Annotated in this window: 11 protein-coding genes; 1 reads left to right on the top strand and 10 read right to left on the bottom strand. The window is 58.3% G+C overall.

Features of this window, described 5'->3' with window-relative positions; all coding sequences use genetic code 11:
- Window positions 1-18: 18 nt before the first annotated feature.
- The 10 genes from HMPREF1992_RS02250 to HMPREF1992_RS02300 all read right to left on the bottom strand — a co-directional run bounded on the left by HMPREF1992_RS02250 (window position 19) and on the right by HMPREF1992_RS02300 (window position 19,208).
- On the bottom strand, window positions 19-963 hold the full coding sequence (locus HMPREF1992_RS02250; protein ID WP_021684191.1) for a dihydroorotate dehydrogenase: 945 nt from the start codon (window positions 961-963) through the stop codon (window positions 19-21).
- Complete coding sequence (locus HMPREF1992_RS02255; protein WP_021684192.1) at window positions 953-1,720, bottom strand: dihydroorotate dehydrogenase electron transfer subunit; 768 nt, start codon at window positions 1,718-1,720, stop codon at window positions 953-955. The genes HMPREF1992_RS02250 and HMPREF1992_RS02255 overlap by 11 nt, the downstream gene beginning before the upstream one ends.
- Window positions 1,707-4,934: a carbamoyl-phosphate synthase large subunit gene (gene carB / locus HMPREF1992_RS02260; RefSeq protein WP_021684193.1), complete on the bottom strand. Its 3,228-nt coding sequence runs from the start codon at window positions 4,932-4,934 to the stop codon at window positions 1,707-1,709. Before carB ends, HMPREF1992_RS02255 begins: the two co-directional genes overlap by 14 nt.
- A gap of 3 nt (window positions 4,935-4,937) precedes the next feature.
- On the bottom strand, window positions 4,938-6,011 hold the full coding sequence (gene carA, locus HMPREF1992_RS02265; RefSeq protein ID WP_021684194.1) for a glutamine-hydrolyzing carbamoyl-phosphate synthase small subunit: 1,074 nt from the start codon (window positions 6,009-6,011) through the stop codon (window positions 4,938-4,940).
- Window positions 6,008-7,300, bottom strand: a complete 1,293-nt coding sequence (locus HMPREF1992_RS02270; RefSeq protein ID WP_021684195.1) for a dihydroorotase — start codon at window positions 7,298-7,300, stop codon at window positions 6,008-6,010. Before HMPREF1992_RS02270 ends, carA begins: the two co-directional genes overlap by 4 nt.
- On the bottom strand, window positions 7,300-8,238 hold the full coding sequence (locus tag HMPREF1992_RS02275) for an aspartate carbamoyltransferase catalytic subunit (protein ID WP_021684196.1): 939 nt from the start codon (window positions 8,236-8,238) through the stop codon (window positions 7,300-7,302). The genes HMPREF1992_RS02270 and HMPREF1992_RS02275 overlap by 1 nt, the downstream gene beginning before the upstream one ends.
- A 476-nt stretch (window positions 8,239-8,714) precedes the next feature.
- Complete coding sequence (locus HMPREF1992_RS02280; protein ID WP_021684198.1) at window positions 8,715-10,364, bottom strand: ShlB/FhaC/HecB family hemolysin secretion/activation protein; 1,650 nt, start codon at window positions 10,362-10,364, stop codon at window positions 8,715-8,717.
- Entirely contained in the window at window positions 10,361-15,838 is a 5,478-nt protein-coding gene (locus HMPREF1992_RS02285; protein ID WP_021684199.1) for a YDG domain-containing protein, read from the bottom strand. Before HMPREF1992_RS02285 ends, HMPREF1992_RS02280 begins: the two co-directional genes overlap by 4 nt.
- Window positions 15,839-15,874: 36 nt before the next feature.
- A complete protein-coding gene (locus tag HMPREF1992_RS11710; protein ID WP_021684200.1) occupies window positions 15,875-18,244 on the bottom strand; it encodes an autotransporter outer membrane beta-barrel domain-containing protein in 2,370 nt (789 codons plus the stop codon).
- Between the two features lie 10 nt (window positions 18,245-18,254).
- A complete protein-coding gene (locus HMPREF1992_RS02300; RefSeq protein WP_021684201.1) occupies window positions 18,255-19,208 on the bottom strand; it encodes a glycosyltransferase family 8 protein in 954 nt (317 codons plus the stop codon).
- A gap of 212 nt (window positions 19,209-19,420) precedes the next feature.
- Between HMPREF1992_RS02300 and HMPREF1992_RS02305 the strand changes: the two genes are divergently transcribed.
- Window positions 19,421-20,149, top strand: a complete 729-nt coding sequence (locus HMPREF1992_RS02305; RefSeq protein ID WP_021684202.1) for a LytTR family DNA-binding domain-containing protein — start codon at window positions 19,421-19,423, stop codon at window positions 20,147-20,149.
- The last annotated feature ends 36 nt before the right edge of the window (window positions 20,150-20,185 follow it).

The raw sequence follows: 20,185 nt of genomic DNA on the forward strand, positions 1-20,185 counted from the left end.
AAAATTTTTTCATAAATTTTAAGTTGTTTCCCATGCTCTCCCAACAATTTCGCCTATATTGGAAATTTTATTCTCATGAAGATGTCTGCCAAGGCCATCACATATCTTCATCGTGACCGCAGGATCATTGAAGTTCGCCGTCCCCACAGCAACAGCAGAGGCTCCTGCGAGGAAGAATTCCATTGCATCCTCCCAGGAGGCAATCCCCCCCATCCCAATGACAGGAATCTGCACCACATGCGCTACATCCCAAACCATGCGTACGGCAACAGGCTTGACTGCAGGCCCTGAGAGTCCCCCTGTTCGATTGCCGAGCACTGGCCGGCGTCGATGGATGTCAATCTGCATGCCGATGAGTGTATTGATGAGCGAGATCACATCTGCCCCTGCCTCTTCAACGGCAAGCGCCATCTCCGTGATGCTCGTGATATTCGGAGAGAGCTTTGCGATGACGGGCTTCTCGGACACAGCTGCAACTGCACGTACGACATCGGCTGCCGCCCGTGGATCCGTCCCAAAGACAATGCCGCCCTCCTTGACATTCGGACAGGAGATGTTGATCTCGAGCGCAGCGACGCCCACAACATTCAGCCGCTCTGCAAGTTCCGCATAGTCGTCCACTAAGCTGCCGGAGATGTTGACGACCACATTCATACCATACGGCCGAATGCGCGGCAAAATCTCTGTCAGAAAGTGCTCCACGCCTGGATTTTCGAGGCCAATGCAGTTGAGCATCCCCTGCGGGGTCTCCGCAATGCGTATGCCGTCGTTGCCCCGCCGCGGAGCGAGTGTCGTCCCCTTGACCATCACGCCGCCGAGACGTGCGAGATCGACAAAGTCCGCAAATTCCTCGCCGAAGCCGAATGTACCGGACGCCGTGAGAACAGGTGTCCGCATCTCGATGCCTGCGATATTTGTGCGCAGGAGATCATCATACGGATATTTCACTGTATTAGGAGGCATAATACACCTCCCCCGCCGGGAATACGGGGCCGTCCTTGCAGACCTTACGCCGCCCGCTTTTCGTATCCACGGCGCAGGAGAGACACGCACCAAGCCCGCATGCCATACGCTTTTCAAGCGATACCTCACAGGGAACCCCATACTCAGCTGCAATGGCCGCAACGCGTTCCATCATGACGGGAGGGCCGCAGACCGCCACACCGTCATAGGCGTCGTCTTTCAGCAGTTTCGGCAGGAGCGTTGTCACAAAGCCCTGCGTGCCATATGAACCGTCGTCCGTTGTAACGAAGCACTCACGCACATGAGGACGGTAGATCTCCTCCCAGAAGACCTCCTCCCGCGTGCGTCCACCCATCAGTACGGAGGTATTCGAATGCTCTGCCGCAAAGAAGAGCAGCGGCGTGAGGCCCATGCCGCCCCCGACGAGCAGCGGATGTTCCAGCCCAGTATAGAAGCCGCGTCCAAGGGGGCCGAGAACGGAGACGGACGTTCCCGTCTCTGCCGACGCCAGCCCCTCCGTACCACGTCCCACCTGACGATAGATCAGACGAATCCATCCCTCCGTGCGTGAGACCTCCGCAATCCCGAGCGGGCGGCGCAGAAAGCCGGCATCCGCCGGCACAGAGATCTGCACAAACTGTCCCGGCAGAGCAGAACGCGCAATCAGCGGTGCGGCAAGCGTCAATATATCGACCCCCGCAATCGGAGCTTTATGGGAAAGAATCCGCGCCTCCTCGATTAGCTTAGGCAAGATCATCCCCTCCGCCAACGTAGTCTTGTATTGCAAGTGTATAGACAAGGCGGCGATTCCGCATGAACTCGAGCACGCGCAGAACCTCCCACGCCGTGTCCAGCGAGGTGAGGCAGGCAATGCCGTGCTCGACAGTCGCGCGGCGGATCCTGAAGCCGTCGCGTGCGGAGTGCTTGCCCTGCGTCAGCGTGTTGATGACCATGTTGATCTTGCCGCTCTTGATCATCTCGATAATGTCCGAGCTGCGTTCGTGAACTTTTCCGACCACTTCCACATCGATGCCGAGGGAGGCAATCGCCTTCGCCGTTCCCTCTGTTGCCACAATGTCGAAATTGAACTCGGAGAACGCCTTGGCAAGCTGCTTCAGTTCCTCCTTGTCCTTGTTCGCAACCGTGAAGAGGAGGCAGCCCTTCGTCGGGATGTTCAGCCCCGAGCCGACGATTGCCTTGTAGAGCGCACGCGCATAGTGATAGTCCACGCCCATGACCTCGCCCGTCGATTTCATCTCAGGTCCGAGAGAGATGTCCACATCCGTCATCTTTGCAAACGAGAAGACGGGCGCCTTGACCGCAACATAGGGACGCGGCGGAATCAGACCGGAGTGGAACCCAAGCTCCTTGAGCGTTGCGCCCATCGCCACCTGCGTTGCAACGCCGACCATGTTGACGTTCGTGATCTTGGACAGGAACGGCACCGTGCGGCTCGAGCGCGGATTGACCTCGATGATGAAGACCTCGTCACGCGCAACGACGAACTGAATGTTGAGCAGTCCCTTGACATGGAGCGCAACGGCAAGTCGTTTCGTATAATCGATGATGGTGTAAATCACGCGCGCGGGCAGCGTCTGCGGAGGATAGACCGCAATGCTGTCGCCCGAGTGAATGCCGGCACGTTCGATGTGCTCCATGATGCCCGGAATGACGACATCTACACCATCGGAGATGGCATCGACCTCGACCTCCGTTCCCTGCATATAGCGGTCAACGAGAACGGGATGATCCGGTGTCACCTTGACTGCGCGGCTCATGTAGTCGCGCAGCTCCTCCTCGTTGTAGACGATCTCCATCGCGCGTCCGCCGAGCACATAGGAGGGACGCACCATGACGGGATAACCGATGCGGGCTGCCCCAGCCACGGCGTCTGCGAGATTTGTCACGCTGATGCCCTCGGGGCGCGAGATCTCCGTCTGCGTCAGAACCTCATCGAAGCGCTCACGATCCTCGGAGCGGTCGATGTCATTGACGGAGGTGCCATAGACGCGAAGTCCTGCACGCTCGAGTTCCGCCGCGAGATTGATCGCGGTCTGGCCGCCAAACTGGACGATGACTCCGTCCGGCTTTTCCTTATCGACAATGTTGAGCACATCCTCGACGGTCAGCGGCTCGAAGTAGAGACGGTCGGAGATGTCAAAGTCCGTGCTGACCGTCTCCGGATTATTGTTGATGATGATGGCCTCGATGCCCATCTCACGCAGTGCCCAGACCGAATGCACCGAGCAGTAGTCGAATTCGACACCCTGCCCGATGCGGATGGGACCTGAGCCGAGCACGATCACCTTTTTCCGATTGGAGACGGCAACCTCATCCTCCGTGCCGCGGAACGTGGAGTAATAGTACGGCGTCATTGCCTCAAACTCAGCGGCGCAGGTATCTACCATCTTATAGCAGGGGAGAATGTTATGACTGCGGCGCATGGTGCGGATCTCATCGCGCGTCTTCTTCGTCAGCTCGGCGATGGAGACATCGGCAAGACCGACCCATTTCGCCGCCGCGAGCAGCTTCGGTGTGAGCGGAGCGGAGGCAAGCTGATTCTCCACATCTGTGATGTGCTTCAGCTTATGGATGAACCACCTGTCCACCTTCGTGATATCCGAAATCTCATCGACCGTCAGCTTGCCGCGCCGCAAAGCCTCAGCTATGACAAAGATGCGCTCGTCGTTGACCGCAGAGAGCTGCTTCTCTACGCGCTCGTCGTCCCACTCGGCAAAGCGGTCGATATAGAGGCGGTTCACACCGATCTCGAGCGAACGCACTGCCTTGAGGATTGCCCCCTCGAAGCTGCGGTCAATGGACATGACCTCGCCTGTAGCCTTCATTTGTGTGCCGAGTGTATGGTCTGCGTAGATGAATTTATCAAATGGCCAGCGTGGAAACTTCACCACGCAGTAGTCAATCGTCGGCTCAAAGCACGCCTTTGTCTTCTTCGTCACGGAGTTGACAATCTCATCGAGCGTGTATCCGATCGCTATCTTCGAGGACACCTTTGCGATTGGATAGCCCGTCGCCTTCGAGGCGAGCGCCGAGGAACGGCTCACACGCGGGTTGACCTCAATGACATAGTACTTGTTGCTCTTCGTGTCAAGCGCATACTGTGCATTGCAGCCGCCCTCGATGCCCAGTTCACGGATGATGCGGATACTCGCACTGCGCAGCATCTGATATTCATGATCCGTCAGCGTCTGTGCAGGAGCAACAACAATGCTATCTCCCGTATGTACTCCGACAGGATCGAAGTTCTCCATGCTGCAAACGGTAATACAGTTGTCGTGGCCGTCACGAATGACCTCAAACTCAATCTCTTTCCACCCGGCAACACTGCGCTCAATGAGCACCTGCCCGATCATCGAGTAGTTCAGGCCCTTGATCACGATGCCGATGAGCTCTTCCTCATTCTCTGCAATACCGCCTCCTGTGCCGCCCATTGTGTACGCAGGGCGTACAATGACTGGATATCCGATAGAGTTTGCAAACTCAACAGCAGATCGAACATCCTCGACGATCGTGCTCTCTGGGATCGGTTCGCCGAGCTTCTCCATTGTCTCCTTGAAGCGCTCGCGATCTTCAGCTTTCTCAATGGCGTCAAGCGAGGTACCAAGAAGCTCCACACCATGCTGTTCGAGAACACCTTTTTCAGCAAGTTGAACAGCCAGATTCAGCCCCGCCTGTCCGCCAAGTGTCGCAAGCAGACCATCCGGCTTCTCCTTGGAGATGATTTCTTCGAGAAACTCCACCGTCAGCGGCTCAATGTAGACGCGGTCGGCGATATTCGTATCTGTCATGATAGTAGCTGGATTGCTGTTGACGAGTACGACCTCGAGACCATCCTCTTTCAATGCACGGCACGCCTGCGATCCGGCGTAATCAAACTCAGCCGCCTGCCCTATGATGATGGGACCGGAGCCGATGACCATGACCTTTTTCAGATTTTCCTTGCGCGGCATACGTCACTCCCCCTTCATCAGATTCCAGAACTCGTCAAAGAGATACATATTATCGTCCGGCCCCGGCGCAGCCTCCGGATGGTACTGCACGGAGAAAATCGGCAGAGACGTATGACGAAGCCCCTCGATTGTGTCATCGTTGACATTCACATGCGTAACAACAAGCGGTGTTCCTTCAAGAGAAACAGGGTCGACAGCATAGCCGTGATTCTGCGCAGAGATATGTACCTTGCTCATCTTGAGATTCTTGACCGGCTGATTTCCGCCGCGGTGCCCAAACTTCATCTTGTAAGTCTTTGCACCAAAGGCAAGTGCAAGGAGCTGATGCCCGAGGCAGATCCCAAAGATCGGCTTCTTCCCTGCGAGTTTGCGGACTTCCTCTACGATCTCCGGCACATCCGTCGGATCACCGGGGCCGTTCGAGAGAAATACGCCGTCTGGATTCAGCGCAAGCACCTCATCCGCACTCGTATGCGCGGGCACAACAGTCACCTTTGCACCAATGCGGTTGATGTTGCAGAGAATGCTGCGCTTCACGCCGAAATCCATCGCCACGATATGCGGCGCGTCGGGCGTCTCCGTCTCGAGTGTATAGACCTCCGGCGTCGTCACAGTCTCAACCACGTTTCGCGGGAGTTCCTCGCTCTGCAGCGCAGCAATCTCGTTCTCTGCCATATCTGCCGGGACAATCACGCCCTTCATCGCACCTGCCGAGCGAATATGACGCGTAATGGCTCTCGTATCCACATTATAAAGACAGGGAATGTTGTTTTCTGTCAAAAATTCCGTCAGTGTCTCTTCGGACTGCCAGTTGTTCGGTGCGTCGCAGAGTTCCCCGATCACAAAGCCGCGCACGAAGGAGTTCCGTGACTGCATGAATTTTTCCGCCGTACCATAGTTCCCGATCAAGGGATATGTCATGGTGAGAATCTGCCCACAGAACGAAGGATCGGTCAGGCTCTCCTGATATCCCGTCATTGTCGTGGTAAATACAACCTCACCGATGGCTTTTGTTTCACTGTCGAGCAGTTCGCCCATGTAAACGGAACCGTCCTCCAGTATCAGTTTTCCTTTCATACGATTATGACCCCATCCTTCATAACAACCTTGCCATCGACCACGGTGAGCACTGCTTTTCCTTTGAGTTCCCGTCCGTTGAACGGCGAGTGCCTGCCCTTCGTATAGAACTTATTCACGTCGACTGTCCAGACGAGATCCGGGTCGATCACCGTGACATCAGCGGGTGCTCCCTCACCGAGTGTTCCCGCGTTCAGCTTGAATACACGCGCAGGACCGTACGTCATCCGCTCAATCAGGATTTCCAAAGGAACTTTTCCTGTATGAACAAGGTCGGTCAGCAGCACGCCAAGCGCCGTCTCGAGCCCTGGAAAACCGCTTGGGGCATAGATATACTCACGATCCTTCTCCTCAGGTGCATGCGGCGAGTGGTCGGTAACAACCATATCGATTGTGCCGTCAAGCAGTCCCTCTACCATCGCCTCAACATCCTTTGCCGTGCGCAGCGGCGGGTTCACCTTCGTCGAGCTGTCACGCGGATCGACACACGCATCTGTCAGCGTTAGATGGTGCGGCGTGACCTCCGTTGTCGCCCGTACCCCACGGGCCTTTGCCTCACGTACAAGCTGTACCGCGCGTCCCGAGCTGATGTGTGCGACGTGCACATGCGCACCCGCATATTCCGCGAGCATGACATCTCGTGCAACGGCAATGTCCTCCGCCACAATGGGACGCCCCTTGATGCCAAGCATCGTGCTTCGATGCCCTTCGTTCATCGCGCCGTCCTCGACGAGTGATGTCTCTTCCTCGTGATTGATGATTGCCTTGTCAAACGGGACGAGATAGTCGTACGCGCTGAGCAGCACCTTCGCCGAGGGGTCGAAATGACCGTCGTCCGAGAACGCAACCGCCCCCGCCTCGACCATGTCACCGAGTTCGGCGAGTTCCTTGCCCTCCTGATTCTTCGTCACGGCGCCGATGATGCGGATATGGATGACGCCAACGTCCTCCGCGCGCTTGATGAGGCTCGTGACAAGCGCAGCATCATCCACAACGGGACGTGTATTCGGCATCGTCGCGACCGTCGTATAGCCGCCCGCTGCACCCGCGCGTGAGCCTGAGGCAAAATCCTCCTTCGCCTCCTGCCCCGGCTCGCGAAGATGCGTGTGCATATCGATGAACCCGGGGGTGACGATTTTTCCGGCGGCATCATAGACCTCGGCACCGTCCGCGCTCAGATCTTTTCCAACCTTTTTGATCACACCATCCTCGATGAGGACATCACAGATTTCATCACGCTGTGCGGCGGGGTCGATCACACGTCCCCCCTTCAAAAGCAATGCGCTCATCAGGCTTTCCCTCCCATCAGAACCAATGTAAAGAGTGCCATGCGGATGGCAACCCCGTTTTTCACTTCCTCCTGAATCCGCGACTGCACACCGTACGCGACGGATTCCGAGATCTCCCACCCCTTGTTCATGGGACCTGGGTGTAGGACGAGAGCGTCGTTTGCCAGTGCCAGACGCTCCTCATTCAGCCCGTAGATGCGTGCATACTCACGCGTCGACGGGAACAGCCCGCCCTTCATGCGTTCGAGCTGGATGCGCAGCACTTCGATGACATCTGCACCTTCCACGGCATCCTCGATGCGGTCATGGATGGTAATTCCCTCTTCCTCGTACAGAAAGCGAGGAATTAGGGTGCGTGGACCCGCGATATGCACGTCCATTCCCATCTTGCGCATCCCCTGAATATCCGAGCGTGCCACGCGGCTGTGCAGTACATCCCCGAGAATGGCGACCTTCAGCCCCGCGAGTTTTCCCTTGTTCTCTTCTATCGTATAGAGATTCAAAAGCCCCTGCGACGGATGGGCATGCGCGCCGTCCCCCGCATTGATGATAACCGGTGAGACCGCATCGGCAGCGTACGCAGCGGAGCCCTCCGCCTTGTGCCGCATGACGATCGCATCCGTACCCATCGCCTCAATCGTATAGAGCGTGTCGCGCAGGCTCTCCCCCTTGACGATACTGGATGCACTCGCCGTGATGTTCACGACATCTGCGCCGAGATACTTCCCGGCGAGCTCGAACGACGTACGCGTGCGCGTGCTCGGCTCGTAGAACAGGGTAACGATCGCCTTTCCTCGGAGCGCGGGCACCTTCTTGATATCACGGCCGATGATGTTCTTCATCTCGCGTGCCGTGTTCAGCACGAGACGAATCTCCTCCGCCGAAAAATCTTCGAGCGCAAGAACATCGCGTCCCTTGAGTGATAACTCCTGACTCATGTGCAACCCCTTTCATTTGATCAATGATTCAAACAAAAAAGCTTTCCAATGCCAAAAGAACGGCATAAGAAAGCTTTGTATTCTAAAATTGGATATACGGATAGTACAGCGTATTTCATTAAAAAACTCCCTTAAGGCCTCACAGGACCTCTTAAAAGGTGATATATGCGGAAGCCTGACGCAGCAGACGCTCCCTTTGTCTCCCCATTATAGCGTTTTCCCGCCGAAAAATCAACCGCACAGATTCAGATTTTCTCTGTCGGATTGTAGGACTTGTGCAGCAGCCCTATTCTAAGTTTTGTTCGTGCTGCTCCCTCAAGGCGCCCCTTCCACCGCTCACGCAATCCCCCTCCCCCGTCGCGACGGTGGAGGCTAATATGCCGTATCCCCAAGCCTCCACTGCCACAGCGGGGGAGGTGGCACGCGCAGCGTGACGGAAGGGGCGCTTTGTGCGCTAACACCTCTGTTTCTTTTCACTACCACACTTTACCGACCATGAACCAGAGGCGATTTTTTGCCTGTGCCTCCACGCTCGCATTTCGCGCAAGACCGATGCGCCGTGCCCAATCGAGCCGCAGGAAGTAGTCGCCGGGGCGGCTGTAGGATACGCCGATGCCCCATCCGCTGAGTGTCGTGCCGCCATCCACGCCGTCATGCGCGTATACCACATGCCCCGTGTCATAGTAGGTGCTGAGATCGAGATGCGGGATGCCCGTCCGATAGACCAGCTCCGCACTCGCAAGATAGCCGCTGTCGCCCGAGCCCTCGCCCTGCGGGTAGGCGCGCACGCCGCTTGCTCCACCGAGGTAGATCTCCTCGGAGCTGTCGAGGTTGTCTCCTGCCGCCTGCATCTGCGCCCTCATGTTCAGATGGAAACGCCCACCGAGATCCTGTCGCACGCCGAGATTCAGCACCCCCTTGGTAAAGCTGCCCTCCGTGCCCGCACGCCGCATCTGCCGCTCTGCCATCGCCGAGTCGGACGCAATCGTGCCATGATAGGCGGTGAGGTCGTAGGTCAGACGCGTGCGCGGGCGGTTCATCTCGCCACGTACGCCGATATGCGCGGCATTGCTGTGCTTTTCGAGTGTCATGCCGACGTTCTTGTACTCGTCCTCGAGTTTTCGCCAGTCCCATCCGTAGGTGAGGCTGACGCTGTCCCGCGCGGTGCGCAGGAGCGGCGATGTGCCAAAGAGGCTCATGGTATCGGCGTGTCCCTGTGCGCCAAGGCGGCGAAATGCGCCCGAAAGCTCGTAGTCCATGCGGCTGACACCGAGACCGAGCATACTGCCGTCCACGCCGACGGGGTGGCTGTAGCTGAGGCTGTAGTTCCTCAGATCCCCGTTTGACATCATTGTTCCTATACTCAGACGGTCGCCGCAGTGCGTGAGGTTCGAAAAGCCCATCTGGACACCGTAGCGGTAGCGTCCCGAAGTCTTGCTCCCGTAGTTCTCGCTGTAGAGAACGATGCTCTGCCGCTTGCCGTCCTTCACGCGAATCGTAAGGTCGCTCGTGCCGAACGCCGCGCCCGGCGAGAGGAGACCCGCCGCCTCTACGCCGCTGAGGGCGGCGATGTTATACAGTGCCTTTTCGAGGCGACGCCCCTCGATCGCTCCCCCCGTATGGAGCGCGTGAGCGAGGCGGCGAATCTGTCCGTCGTCGATGGCGGCGTTGTTTTCTATGGTAATGTTTCCATAGCGTCCGGCAAGAATGCGTATCGTGAGTGCGCCGTCCGCATTCCTCTGTGGCGGGAGGTAAGCAGCTGCCGCCGGATATCCATGGCTGCGTGCATAGGCGGTGAGACCCTCGAGGAGCGTATTCAGTTCCGTCTCGGAGATCGTACGCTCCGTATAGTGCGCCGCTTTTCGGTGCAGCTCATCCGCATCCAGCTGTGTCCCATCCTGCTCGACGTCGATGCGCACGAGACGGAATGCCGCACTCCCCACGCCGGCATCCGTCACGGGCAGACTGCTGTGAAGTGCATCCTTCGGCGCGGTCGCTCCAATCTCGCCCGTATCGGACGGCGGCAAATTCGTCGCTGCAAGTGCAGCAGACGGCAGAAGGACGGCCGCTGCAAGCGGCAGGGCGCAGTGCAGACAAGAAAAACGAATACGATGTGCAATTTTCATTTGAATTTCCTCTCTCCTTCGTCGAGGCGCACCCCCTCAATACCGAAGTCACGCGCGGGTGCAAAGCGATAGAAACCGAGGGTTGCGGCGGAGATGGGACGCGGTGTGCCATAGAGGTAGACGGCCTCGCCGAAGCCGAAGTCGAAGCGCGGCACAGCGTCCTGCACAAGTGCAGCAAGGATACCGCCTGCGGTAGGCATGGCATTGACGATGAAAGCAGTCGCGTTACCTGGCGCCTGTCGGATGCGGTAGTTGCCGAGGAGGCCGTCACGGATGCCGCCCGCCTTGCCGATGACGGCGTAGCTGCCGGGCGTTTCTGTGTTCGTCACCATACTCTCAAACGTCAAACCACCCGTACCGAATACGGCTGGGTCTTCACCGTCGACGAAGCCTTCCGCGCGTCCCGTAAAGAATGGCAACGGCTCGCCCTGCACAACACTCTTGGCGTCAGCAATCAGCGTGAGATCGCGCGACGTGATCGTGCCCGCGCCCTCTGCGGTATTGGCGATGGTATAGTTCCTCGCGCCTGTGCCTGTAAGGGCGACGCCCGTATAGCTCACCGCATTTGCCCCGGCGACGTTCTTGTCGTTATACGCCGCGTCCGTGGCGGTCGCCGTCACACTGTTTTCCTCGCCCGCGACAACGTTTCCGAGCGCCGCGCGGAACTTCGATGCGTCAGCGGCGGTCGTGCCGTCGTAGGTCTTCGTCTGCGCCCCGACTTCGCCGAGCGTCAGCGCACGCGGCGCAATCGTACCGATGCCCGTGAGCGCATTCGTGTCGAGCGTGTAGTTGCCCGCGCCCGTTCCCATGAGCGTGAGGTTCTTGAAGGTTACTTCCTTGTCTGTCCCCGCGTCTTTGCCCGCCGTATACGCGCCTGTGGCAGATGCCAGTGCGAGATGGTCGCCCTCCGTGCCGATGAAGCCCGTGAGGGTATAGTTCGTCCCCTTCGTGAGGGACTGCGTCACGTTTGCCGTGCCGTCATAGGTCTTGTCAAAGCGTGCGCCGCCCGTGAGTGCGAGATTCAGCTGCTTTGCCGTGATGCTGCCCTGCCCCTCGGTGGTATTGGCGATGGTATAGTTCCCCGCGCCTGTGCCTTGGAGCGCAACGCCCGTATAGCTCACAGCATTTGCCCCGGCGACGTTCTTGTCGTTGTACGTCGCGCCCGCAGCAGTCGCCGTTACGCTGCCTTCCTCACCCGCGACGAAATTACCGAGCGTCGCGTGGAACTTCGATGCGTCTGCGGCGGTATTGCCGTCGTAGGTCTTGCTCTGCGCCGCGACGGTATCAACAGTCAGTGCACGCCGCGAGATCGTGCCCACGCCCTGCGCTGTGGTCGCAGCGAGCGTGTAGTTCCCCGCCTCCGCACCTGCGAGGGCGACACCTGTGTAGTCAATGGTGCTTGCCGCCGCGACATCCTTGCTGTTGTACGCCGCACCCGTGGCAGTCGCCTTCACGCTGTTCTCCTCGCCCGCAACGACATTGTTCAGTACCGCGCCGAACTTCGACGTATCTGCGGAGGTCGTGCCGTCGTAGGTCTTACTCTGCGCCGCGACTGCGCCGAGTGTCAGCGCACGTGGCGTGATCGTGCCTCTGCCCTCTGCGGTCGTGGCGACGGTATAGTTCCCTGCGCCTGTGCCTGTAAGCGCAACACCCGTATAGCTCACGGCATTTGCCCCGGCAACATTCTTATCGTTGTACGCCGCGCCCGCAGCGGTCGCCGCTACGAGGTTTTCCTCGCCCGCGACAACGTTTCCGAGTGTTGCGCGGAACGCTGCTGCGTCTGCGGCGGTCGTGCCGTCGTAGGTCTTTGTCTGCGCCGTGACCGCGCCAACGGTCAGCGTGCGCTTTGCAATCGTACCTGTACCCTGCGCCGTCGTCGCGGCGAGGCTGTAGTTGCCCGCATCCGCACCCGCGAGACCGACACCCGTGTAGTCAATGCGGTTCGCCGCCGCGACGTTCTTATCGTTGTAGGTCGCACCTGTGGCGGTCGCCGTCACGCTGTCGCCTGTGACCGTGTTGTTCAGTGCCGCACGGAACTTCGATGCGTCTGCGGCGGTTGTGCCGTCGTAGGTCTTGCTCTGCTGCGCAACTGTGCCAAGGGTCAGCGCACGCTGCGTGATCGTTCCCGCTCCCTGCGCCGTATCGGCGACGGTATAGTTCGCCGCGCCCGCGCCGGTGAGGGCGATGCCTGTATAGTCAATGCGATTTGCCCCCGCGGCGTTCTTGTCGTTGTACGCCGCGCCCGTGGCGGTCGCCGCTACACTGCTTTCCTCGCCCGCGACGACATTTCCGAGTGTCGCATGGAACTGCGCTGCGTCTGCGGCGGTTGTGCCGTCGTAGGTCTTGCTCCGCACCGTGACTGTATCAACGGTCAGCGTGCGCCGCGTGATCGTGCCCTTCCCCTCTGCCGTCGCAGCGGCGAGACTGTAGTTCCCCGCGCCCGTGCCTGTAAGCGCAAGCCCTGTATAGCTCACCTTGTTTGCCGCAGCGACGTTCTTGTCGTTGTACGTCGCGCCCGTGGCGGTTGCCGCTACGCTGCCTTCCTCGCCCGCGACAAGATTATCGAGCGCCGCACGGAACTTCGATGCGTCAGCGGAGGTCGTGCCGTCGTAGGTCTTGCTCTGCGCCGCGACGGTGCCAACGGTCAGCGCACGCTTCGTGATTGTGCCCGTGCCCTGCGCCGTGGTTGCGGCGAGGCTGTAGTTCCCCGCATCCGCACCTGAGAGGGCGACACCTGTGTAGTCAATGGTGCTTGCCGCCGCGACATCCTTGCTGTTGTACGCCGCACCCGTGGCAGTCGCCTTCACGCTGTTCTCCTCGCCCGCAACGACATTATTCAGCACCGCGCCGAACTTCGACGTGTCTGCGTCGGTCGTACCGTCGTAGGTCTTTGTCTGCGCCCCGACTGCGCCGAGGGTCAGCGCACGCCGCAAGATCGTGCCGATGCCCGTGAGCGAGGTCTTGTCCAGCGTGTAGTTGCCCGCGCCCGCCCCCGTGAGCGTCAGCCCGTTAAACGTGACAGCTTTGTCTGCGGCGGCATTCTTGTCGCTGTATGTGCCTGTGGAGGAAGCGAGTGCGATGCCCGTGCCCTCGCTGCCGACAAAGCCTGTGAGATTGTAGTGCGTCCCCTTCGCGAGCGACTGCGTGACGTTTGCATTGCCGTCATAGGTCTTATCAAAGCGTGCGCCGCTCGTGAGTGTGAGATTCAGCTGCTTCGGATAGATTGTCCCCACGCCCTGCGCCTTTTTAACGGTATAGTTGCCCGCGCCCGTGCCCGTGAGCGCGAGATTTTGGAACGTCACTTCCTTATCCTCGCCTGCGTTCTTGTCCGCATACTTGCCCGTGACATTACGCACCAGTTCGATATTATCTTCGTCCTCGCTGCTGACAAAGCCCGTGAGACGATAGTTCAGCCCATTCGTGAGCGTCCGCGTGGCGGTATCGCTCCCGTCGTAGAGCTTGTCAAAGCGCGTGCCGCTCTTAAAGTCGAGCGTCAGCTCCTTCGGCTTGACCGTGTACGCGCCGCCGATGATGTCATACTGCTCGCTGTAGGCATGATATGTGCCGGCATCCTTCCCTGCCGTCCATGTGATACCGGGGGCAAGCCCCGCAATCGTCGGCGCCGTGCCGTCGTAGACACTCTCGCGGTTTGCAAGATGCTTCGTCCGGAGGAATGCCGTGAGCAGCGGCATGGTCTTGCCGTCGTAGATGCGCCACGGCATCCTCTTGCCGCCCTCGGTGGCAACGTCGCTGCCCCATTCCGCGTATGTCGCCGCCTTCTTCATATCGTCCAGACTGTGCTCTTTGACATCGGTCACTGTAAAATTTCCCTGCGTTTTGCCGACGCCCTTCCGGATCAGAGCGCCGTTCCCATTCTTTACACTGCCCTCCTTCCATACGGCATGGCTGACCGTGTCACCGTTCAAAAGTCCCACAACGCCGCCGACTTGCGAATCCGTCTGTCCCGCTCTTTGCTCCACGGTTCCCGTCTGCAGGGCGTTCTGAACGCGGCTTCCCCCATCTACCACGCCCGCAATGCCGCCGAGCATCTCATTTCCTATGACCTTGCCCGCATTCCGGACGTTCTGAACGGTGCTGTAGCTAAACACATATCCCACAATGCCGCCGACAGCCTTGTTCCCTTCGACTGCGCCCTCATGGTAGACGTTCTCAATGGTACTTCGTTTTAGCGTTCCCACAATGCCGCCGACCACGGTACCGCTTCCATAGACCTTACCGCTGAAGGAGACGTTCCGTACGACACACGAATGGTCTGTAGCTCCCACAATGCCGCCGACGTCCTTCTCTCCCGACACGGAGGCGTCCTTCAGGGAGACATTCTCGATGCACGCGTGATCGATGTATGCGAACATCCCGCGAGAATACCTCCCGAAACTATCGGTCGGTGCCGGTGGCTTAACGGTCAGCCCCGTGATCGTGTGCCCTGCGCCGTCAAATCGTCCCGTAAAGGCCCCCATGCTATTATCAGAACTGCCAATCGGCTGAAAGCCCCCATCCCAGTCCTGTGTCTCACTTGCCGCGATGTCATTCGCGAGCATATATCTGCCGATAATCTTCTTATCCGACCCGGTAACCGCTGCATTCACCCGATTCGCGTCCATGTGCTGCAGCTCGTAGACGTCATGCACGCGCATATAGTCATAGTCCGTATGCGCCGTGCCGCCGAGGTTCTGGACAACCCACCCGCGCGTGCTTGCAGATTTTGAGGTGTTCGCATTCGCATAGTCGGAAACATTCTTCGAGACCGTTGCGCCGTTTACGGTAAAGTTCCTCGTCGTTGTATTAGCGACATCGTAGCCGATGTGCGGCGCATCCTCGCTGCGGATGGTGACGTTCGCCCCCGTGAGCGCCGTGCCGTTTGCGTCCGTTACAGCATCCGTGTTGAGGACTTTGACGTTCTTGCCCTCGATGTAGAGTTTGCTCGCCTTTACCGTGCCGAGGTTCAGCACGTCGCCCGTCTGTGCGGTGGCGGAGAGCGGACTCGTGCCGTTTGTCTTGAATGTGCTCGTCGCTGCTGCAATATCAGCGGGATTTGCCGTCGAGAGGTAGAGTGCGCCCGTATTGACCTGTGAACCCTTCGCGAAGAGGATGCCGTGCGGGTTGACGAGGTAGACGTTCCTGCCGCCCTCGATCGTGCCGTAGATGTTCGACGCGCCCTCGCCCGTGACGAGGTTCAGATAGTCGCGCGTCTGACTGCCGCCGTCAAAGCGTACCTTCTCGCCCGAGTCGATGGAGAAGTCCTCCCATTTGAGGATATTGTGATCGGTCTTGCCCATGATGTTCATGACCGTGCCGCTTGTCGAGATATCCGCCTCGGTCTTGTTCGTCGCTGCGTTCGCGCCCTCGATGGGGAGAGCATACGCTGTCTGCGCGGCAAAGGGGGCGGCGAGTGCGCCCGCAACGAGGGCACAGAGGAGTTTGCGGCGCAGCTGCTTCGTCGATGCTGATTTCATTTTGCTTCTGCCTTTCTTGTTTCAAAAAGTATACGATTAGAGCTCGATGCGCACGCCGAGATTCGCCTTCCATTTCTCGCTGATGACATCTGCGCCCGCCGTACGACTGAATTCACCGTAAAGATCCGCTCTGCCGACGCGCCGTGTAAAGCCCAGTCCATACTCAAAATAGCTGTCCCACGCCGTGTAGCTGCGGTCAATGGAGGTCGATCCATACTGCGCCCGCAGGTGGAGATCGCCCTTGAACTCGCGCAGATAGCCGAGTTTCAGATAGACCGTGCCGTGCTCGTCCTCGCAGCCAATCTGTGTGCCAATGCGCCCGACGAGTGTGGTGACGGCATCGTTTGCGATGTGAGCCCCCGGCAAAGAACCTGCACGCATCGTGTAGTCTGCCGCGCCGATGCGTCCATAGTTCAGCTCGACCTGTGGTGTCCAGTAGAAATGCGGTGTGATAGCTATGCGGTGTCCGTATTCGACGGAGATGTTCCAGCCGTTCACGCCGTAGCCGCCCGTGTATGCCGTACCGTCAAAGACGGCGGTTGCATCGTTCGTCATGCGTCCGTATTTCACGATCGTGTCGAGGTAGTCGCCGCGTTTGCCCATGTAGCTGCCGTACACACCGAAAAAGTGTGCACGATGGCTGCCGTCGAGGTCGCTGTTCCGCGCCGTGCCGCTCGATGCTGAGGCTGCAACCCCCATGAAGAGCGTGCCTCCATGGAGCGAAGCAGCACGGTCAATACCGACCTGTACGCCGTTGTAGCGTCCCGTCGTGGGGTAACTGCCAAATTCGTTCCTGCCGCCGTAACCGCGCACCCATGCACCGGATTCCCCACCCGCACGCAGTCCGCCTATGCGCCGATGCAGGTCGTTGTTCTCGCCGCGCCATGCACTGAGCTGGGCGAGTGCCATATCCATAAGAAGGTCGGCGGTGCGCAGCGCGGGACCTGGGGTTGGCGGCTGCGGCTCTGGCTGCGGCTGCGGCTGTGGCTGCGGCTCTGGCTGTGGCTGCGGCTGCGGCTGTGGTTGCGGCTCTGGCTGCGGTTGCGGCTGTGGCTGTGGCTGCGGCTGTGGTTGTGGCTGCGGCTGCGGCTGCGGCTGTGGCTCTGGCTGCGGTTGTGGCTGCGGCTGCGGCTGTGGCTGTGGCTGCGGCTGTGGCTGCGGTTGTGGCTGCGGCTGTGGCTCTGGCTGCGGCTGTGGCTGCGGCTGCGGTTGTGGCTGCGGCTGCGGTTGTGGCTGCGGCTGTGGTTGTGGCGTTGGAGTAATATCCGAAATCGTAATCTTGGTGACACGCACGATCTTTCTGCCGCTCTCCGTTGCCTCAACAAGTGTCGGCTTTACCTTGAAGTCCTTTTGCAGCAAACCCGCCGCAACAGCTTTTCGCGTAATATACTCGGATGCCGCTGCTGTGTCGCTCGTATTTTCAGAGTCCAGTACGGGAACGCCGCCCGCCGCTACAGCCTCAATCACATAGTTCGTCTTGTTCACCGCATCGTTCATCTTCGGATCGAAAGCGACTTGCAGTTTGTACTGATTGCTCGCTCCTGTAACACCGTTCAGCGTGATCTTATCTGCCTTGTTCTCCGTAAGGTTCGTGGAGATGCGGAAGGTCGCACCATTCAGCGCCGCACGCGTATTGTCAAAGGTCAGCGTTCGCTCTCCGACAGCGGTTATACGCGCCTCATTCGGTGCAGCAAACGCCATGTCGATCACGCCGCCGTTCGCCGAGAGATGGAGTCCACGCGGCTTGTTGTCCTGATCCTCTGTCCATGTGCCGTTCTTATAACCAAAATCCTGCGAATAGGGATCGGGATTAAATAGCGTATAGGCATCCCCCTTCGGATACCACGTCGCCCCATCCGAGAGTTCGAGACGTACGCCGCCGCGATTATGCAACGGAATCGGATTGTTCCCCGCGTCTTTTACCTCCGCAATCCCACCCACAAAGTAGGACTCCTCGCCCTTCAGATAGAGATTGACATAGCCTCCCGTCATATATGAATGATTATTGTATTCATCCAATCTGTCCACGAGAATATCGCCGCGTAGCTGCACCTTGCTCGTTCTGTCAGGATTGATCGTCAGAATCCCCGACCAATCCATTGTTCCACCCCCGCGGCTGAGTGCTGTGAGGATGTTGCTCGAGTTTGTAATCTTGATTGTGCTCCCCTGTAAGATTACTGTAGGGTTTGTATGCTGTGGCGTATCATCGTCATTGACCCCCTCCATGGTGATCGTTCCATCCGCAATATCCACATCATCCGTCACCGTTACATCAGCTGTATAAGTTTGGGATGTGGTGATCGGTGCGGCGAGTGCCGTACTTGGCACAAACGCTGTGCCAAGTGTGAGTGCAAGGGCAATCTGTGCGCTAAGGCGCATCTGCTTCTTTTCTACATTCGATTTCATTTCAATTCTCCTATTCCGATTGGTTCATTTTGCTTGTCTGTTCCAAATAGAACTGCATGAGTCGCTCCGCCGCCGCATGAAAGTACTGCGCTGCCGCGCGGTAATCCTCCGCCTGCTCGGCGTGGCAGCCCGCGAGATAGGCAATGCGTGTCTCCCACGGCTCAGATGGCGTGAGGTCGCTCCACGGCGATCTGCGCGCGACCTGCCAATACGGCTCGCGCACGCGCGGGTCTGCATAGCGAATCCACGGCTTCCCCTCGTTGAGAAAATGCCAGATTGTATGTCGCGCAGAAAAGTCCACATCCCACGGCGCAAAGGCATCCATCATCTGTACATAGTTCCGCCCGAGCAGCAGGAAATCCCCGTCCAGTACATGGTTGAGTGCGTCCTGCTCGAGCAGCGGAAATAATGCGCCGTGCTCCTCCCATGCCGTAAGCGTGCGTTCCGTGAGGTTCTGTGCGCGCCAACGTACGAGGTCGATGAGCATAACGCCCGCATTGAAATATGCGGATCCCTTCCTGCCGATCCGCAACGCCTTCCGCTGCGCCTCTCCCTCGGGTGCGGCAGCGATGGATGCGCCTGCGAGATCGAGCGACCAGAGTGCTCCCATACTGCCGACGCAGAGTGTATCGGCATCGAGGTAGAGGATGCGGTCAAGGCTATGCGGAACGAGTTCCGGCATGAGAATCCGCGTGAACACGCTGCGGTTGATCCGCTCGCGCGGGATGCCGCTCGGAAAGGGAATCGCGTCCAACGCTGCGCGCGCGTCATAGATGTGGACATCCGTCCACGGAAATGCAGCGAGGAAGGCTTCCAAACGTTTGCGGTCGGCGTCCTCAATCCCGTCACAGACGAGATGAAATCCGACTTTCTCCCCCTCACTCTGCATGGCAGCGGATGTCATGGCGATGCCCGCGTACTTCACATAACGTGCGTCAACACCGAATGCAATCTCGCAGCGCATGATTTTACCCACTCTCTAAAATAAAAGGACAATATACCCATAGAGTATATTTGCTTATACTATCATTATTTTCTCATATATAAAAAGAACGTCAATAAAAGTTGTCATAAATGCCGAAAATATGATATGAACGCAAATTATTTCAAATTGTACTTGCGCATTTCAATGCTTTTTCATAGAATAATTTAAGGAAAAGGAGGAGGACGTTTGTTATGAAAATTGCTGTACTGGACGATAACGCAGATGATTTGCACGCGCTCTGTGCGATGATTGATATCGTTTGCGCGGAGCATATGCCGCGCCCCATGATCCGTGCGTTCACGGACGACAGGAAATTTCTTGCACACATGTCCTCCGCACGCGCCGACATTGTCTTTCTCGACATCTATCTGAAGGAGCGCACGGGCATCCGCACGGCACAGATTCTTCGATCGTTCAATACAAACTGTGCAATCATCTTTGTGACAACGAGCCGCGAGCACGCCGTCGAGGCGTTCGATGTGACGGCGTCGCACTATCTCATCAAGCCCGTGACGGAGGAAGGTGTCCGCGAGGCGCTCGCGCGTACGCCATTTTTCCGGAAGGAACGCCCGACGATTGCGCTTACCATCGACTATACGGAGCAACGTGTACCGATTGAACAGATTCGCTATATCGATGCGAGCGGACGCCGCTGCTGCTTCCATCTGGCAGACGGCACGATACTCGCACCCTATATGACGATTGCACGCGCACGCGAACTCTTGGAACATCTGCCAATGTTTCTGTCCTGCCACCGCAGTCTGCTGATCAACATGGACTATATACACCAGCTGACGCCCGAGGGAATCCTCCTCATGGACGGGACTCTCCTCCCCATCGCAACACGCCGTACAAGCGAGGTCAGTCAGGCATACCGCGCCTATATGCTTCGAAAGATGCGCGCAGGGTTTACCCCTTGAGAGATTCCGTATGACGGAGCCTACGCTCCGCTTTCT

The sequence above is a fragment of the Selenomonas sp. oral taxon 892 str. F0426 genome, assembly GCF_000468035.1.
Classification (GTDB): Bacteria; Bacillota; Negativicutes; order Selenomonadales; family Selenomonadaceae; genus Centipeda.

Bases quoted from the DNA above. Each gene is read 5' to 3' on its own strand.
- HMPREF1992_RS02270 (WP_021684195.1), bottom strand. From the start codon at position 7,300: ATGAGCGCATTGCTTTTGAAGGGGGGACGTGTGATCGACCCCGCCGCA.
- HMPREF1992_RS02305 (WP_021684202.1), top strand. From the start codon at position 19,421: ATGAAAATTGCTGTACTGGACGATAACGCAGATGATTTGCACGCGCTC.
- HMPREF1992_RS02275 (WP_021684196.1), bottom strand. From the start codon at position 8,238: ATGAGTCAGGAGTTATCACTCAAGGGACGCGATGTTCTTGCGCTCGAA.
- HMPREF1992_RS02280 (WP_021684198.1), bottom strand. From the start codon at position 10,364: ATGAAAATTGCACATCGTATTCGTTTTTCTTGTCTGCACTGCGCCCTG.
- HMPREF1992_RS02285 (WP_021684199.1), bottom strand. From the start codon at position 15,838: ATGAAATCAGCATCGACGAAGCAGCTGCGCCGCAAACTCCTCTGTGCC.
- carA (WP_021684194.1), bottom strand. From the start codon at position 6,011: ATGAAAGGAAAACTGATACTGGAGGACGGTTCCGTTTACATGGGCGAA.
- HMPREF1992_RS02250 (WP_021684191.1), bottom strand. From the start codon at position 963: ATGCCTCCTAATACAGTGAAATATCCGTATGATGATCTCCTGCGCACA.
- HMPREF1992_RS02300 (WP_021684201.1), bottom strand. From the start codon at position 19,208: ATGCGCTGCGAGATTGCATTCGGTGTTGACGCACGTTATGTGAAGTAC.
- HMPREF1992_RS11710 (WP_021684200.1), bottom strand. From the start codon at position 18,244: ATGAAATCGAATGTAGAAAAGAAGCAGATGCGCCTTAGCGCACAGATT.
- carB (WP_021684193.1), bottom strand. From the start codon at position 4,934: ATGCCGCGCAAGGAAAATCTGAAAAAGGTCATGGTCATCGGCTCCGGT.
- HMPREF1992_RS02255 (WP_021684192.1), bottom strand. From the start codon at position 1,720: ATGATCTTGCCTAAGCTAATCGAGGAGGCGCGGATTCTTTCCCATAAA.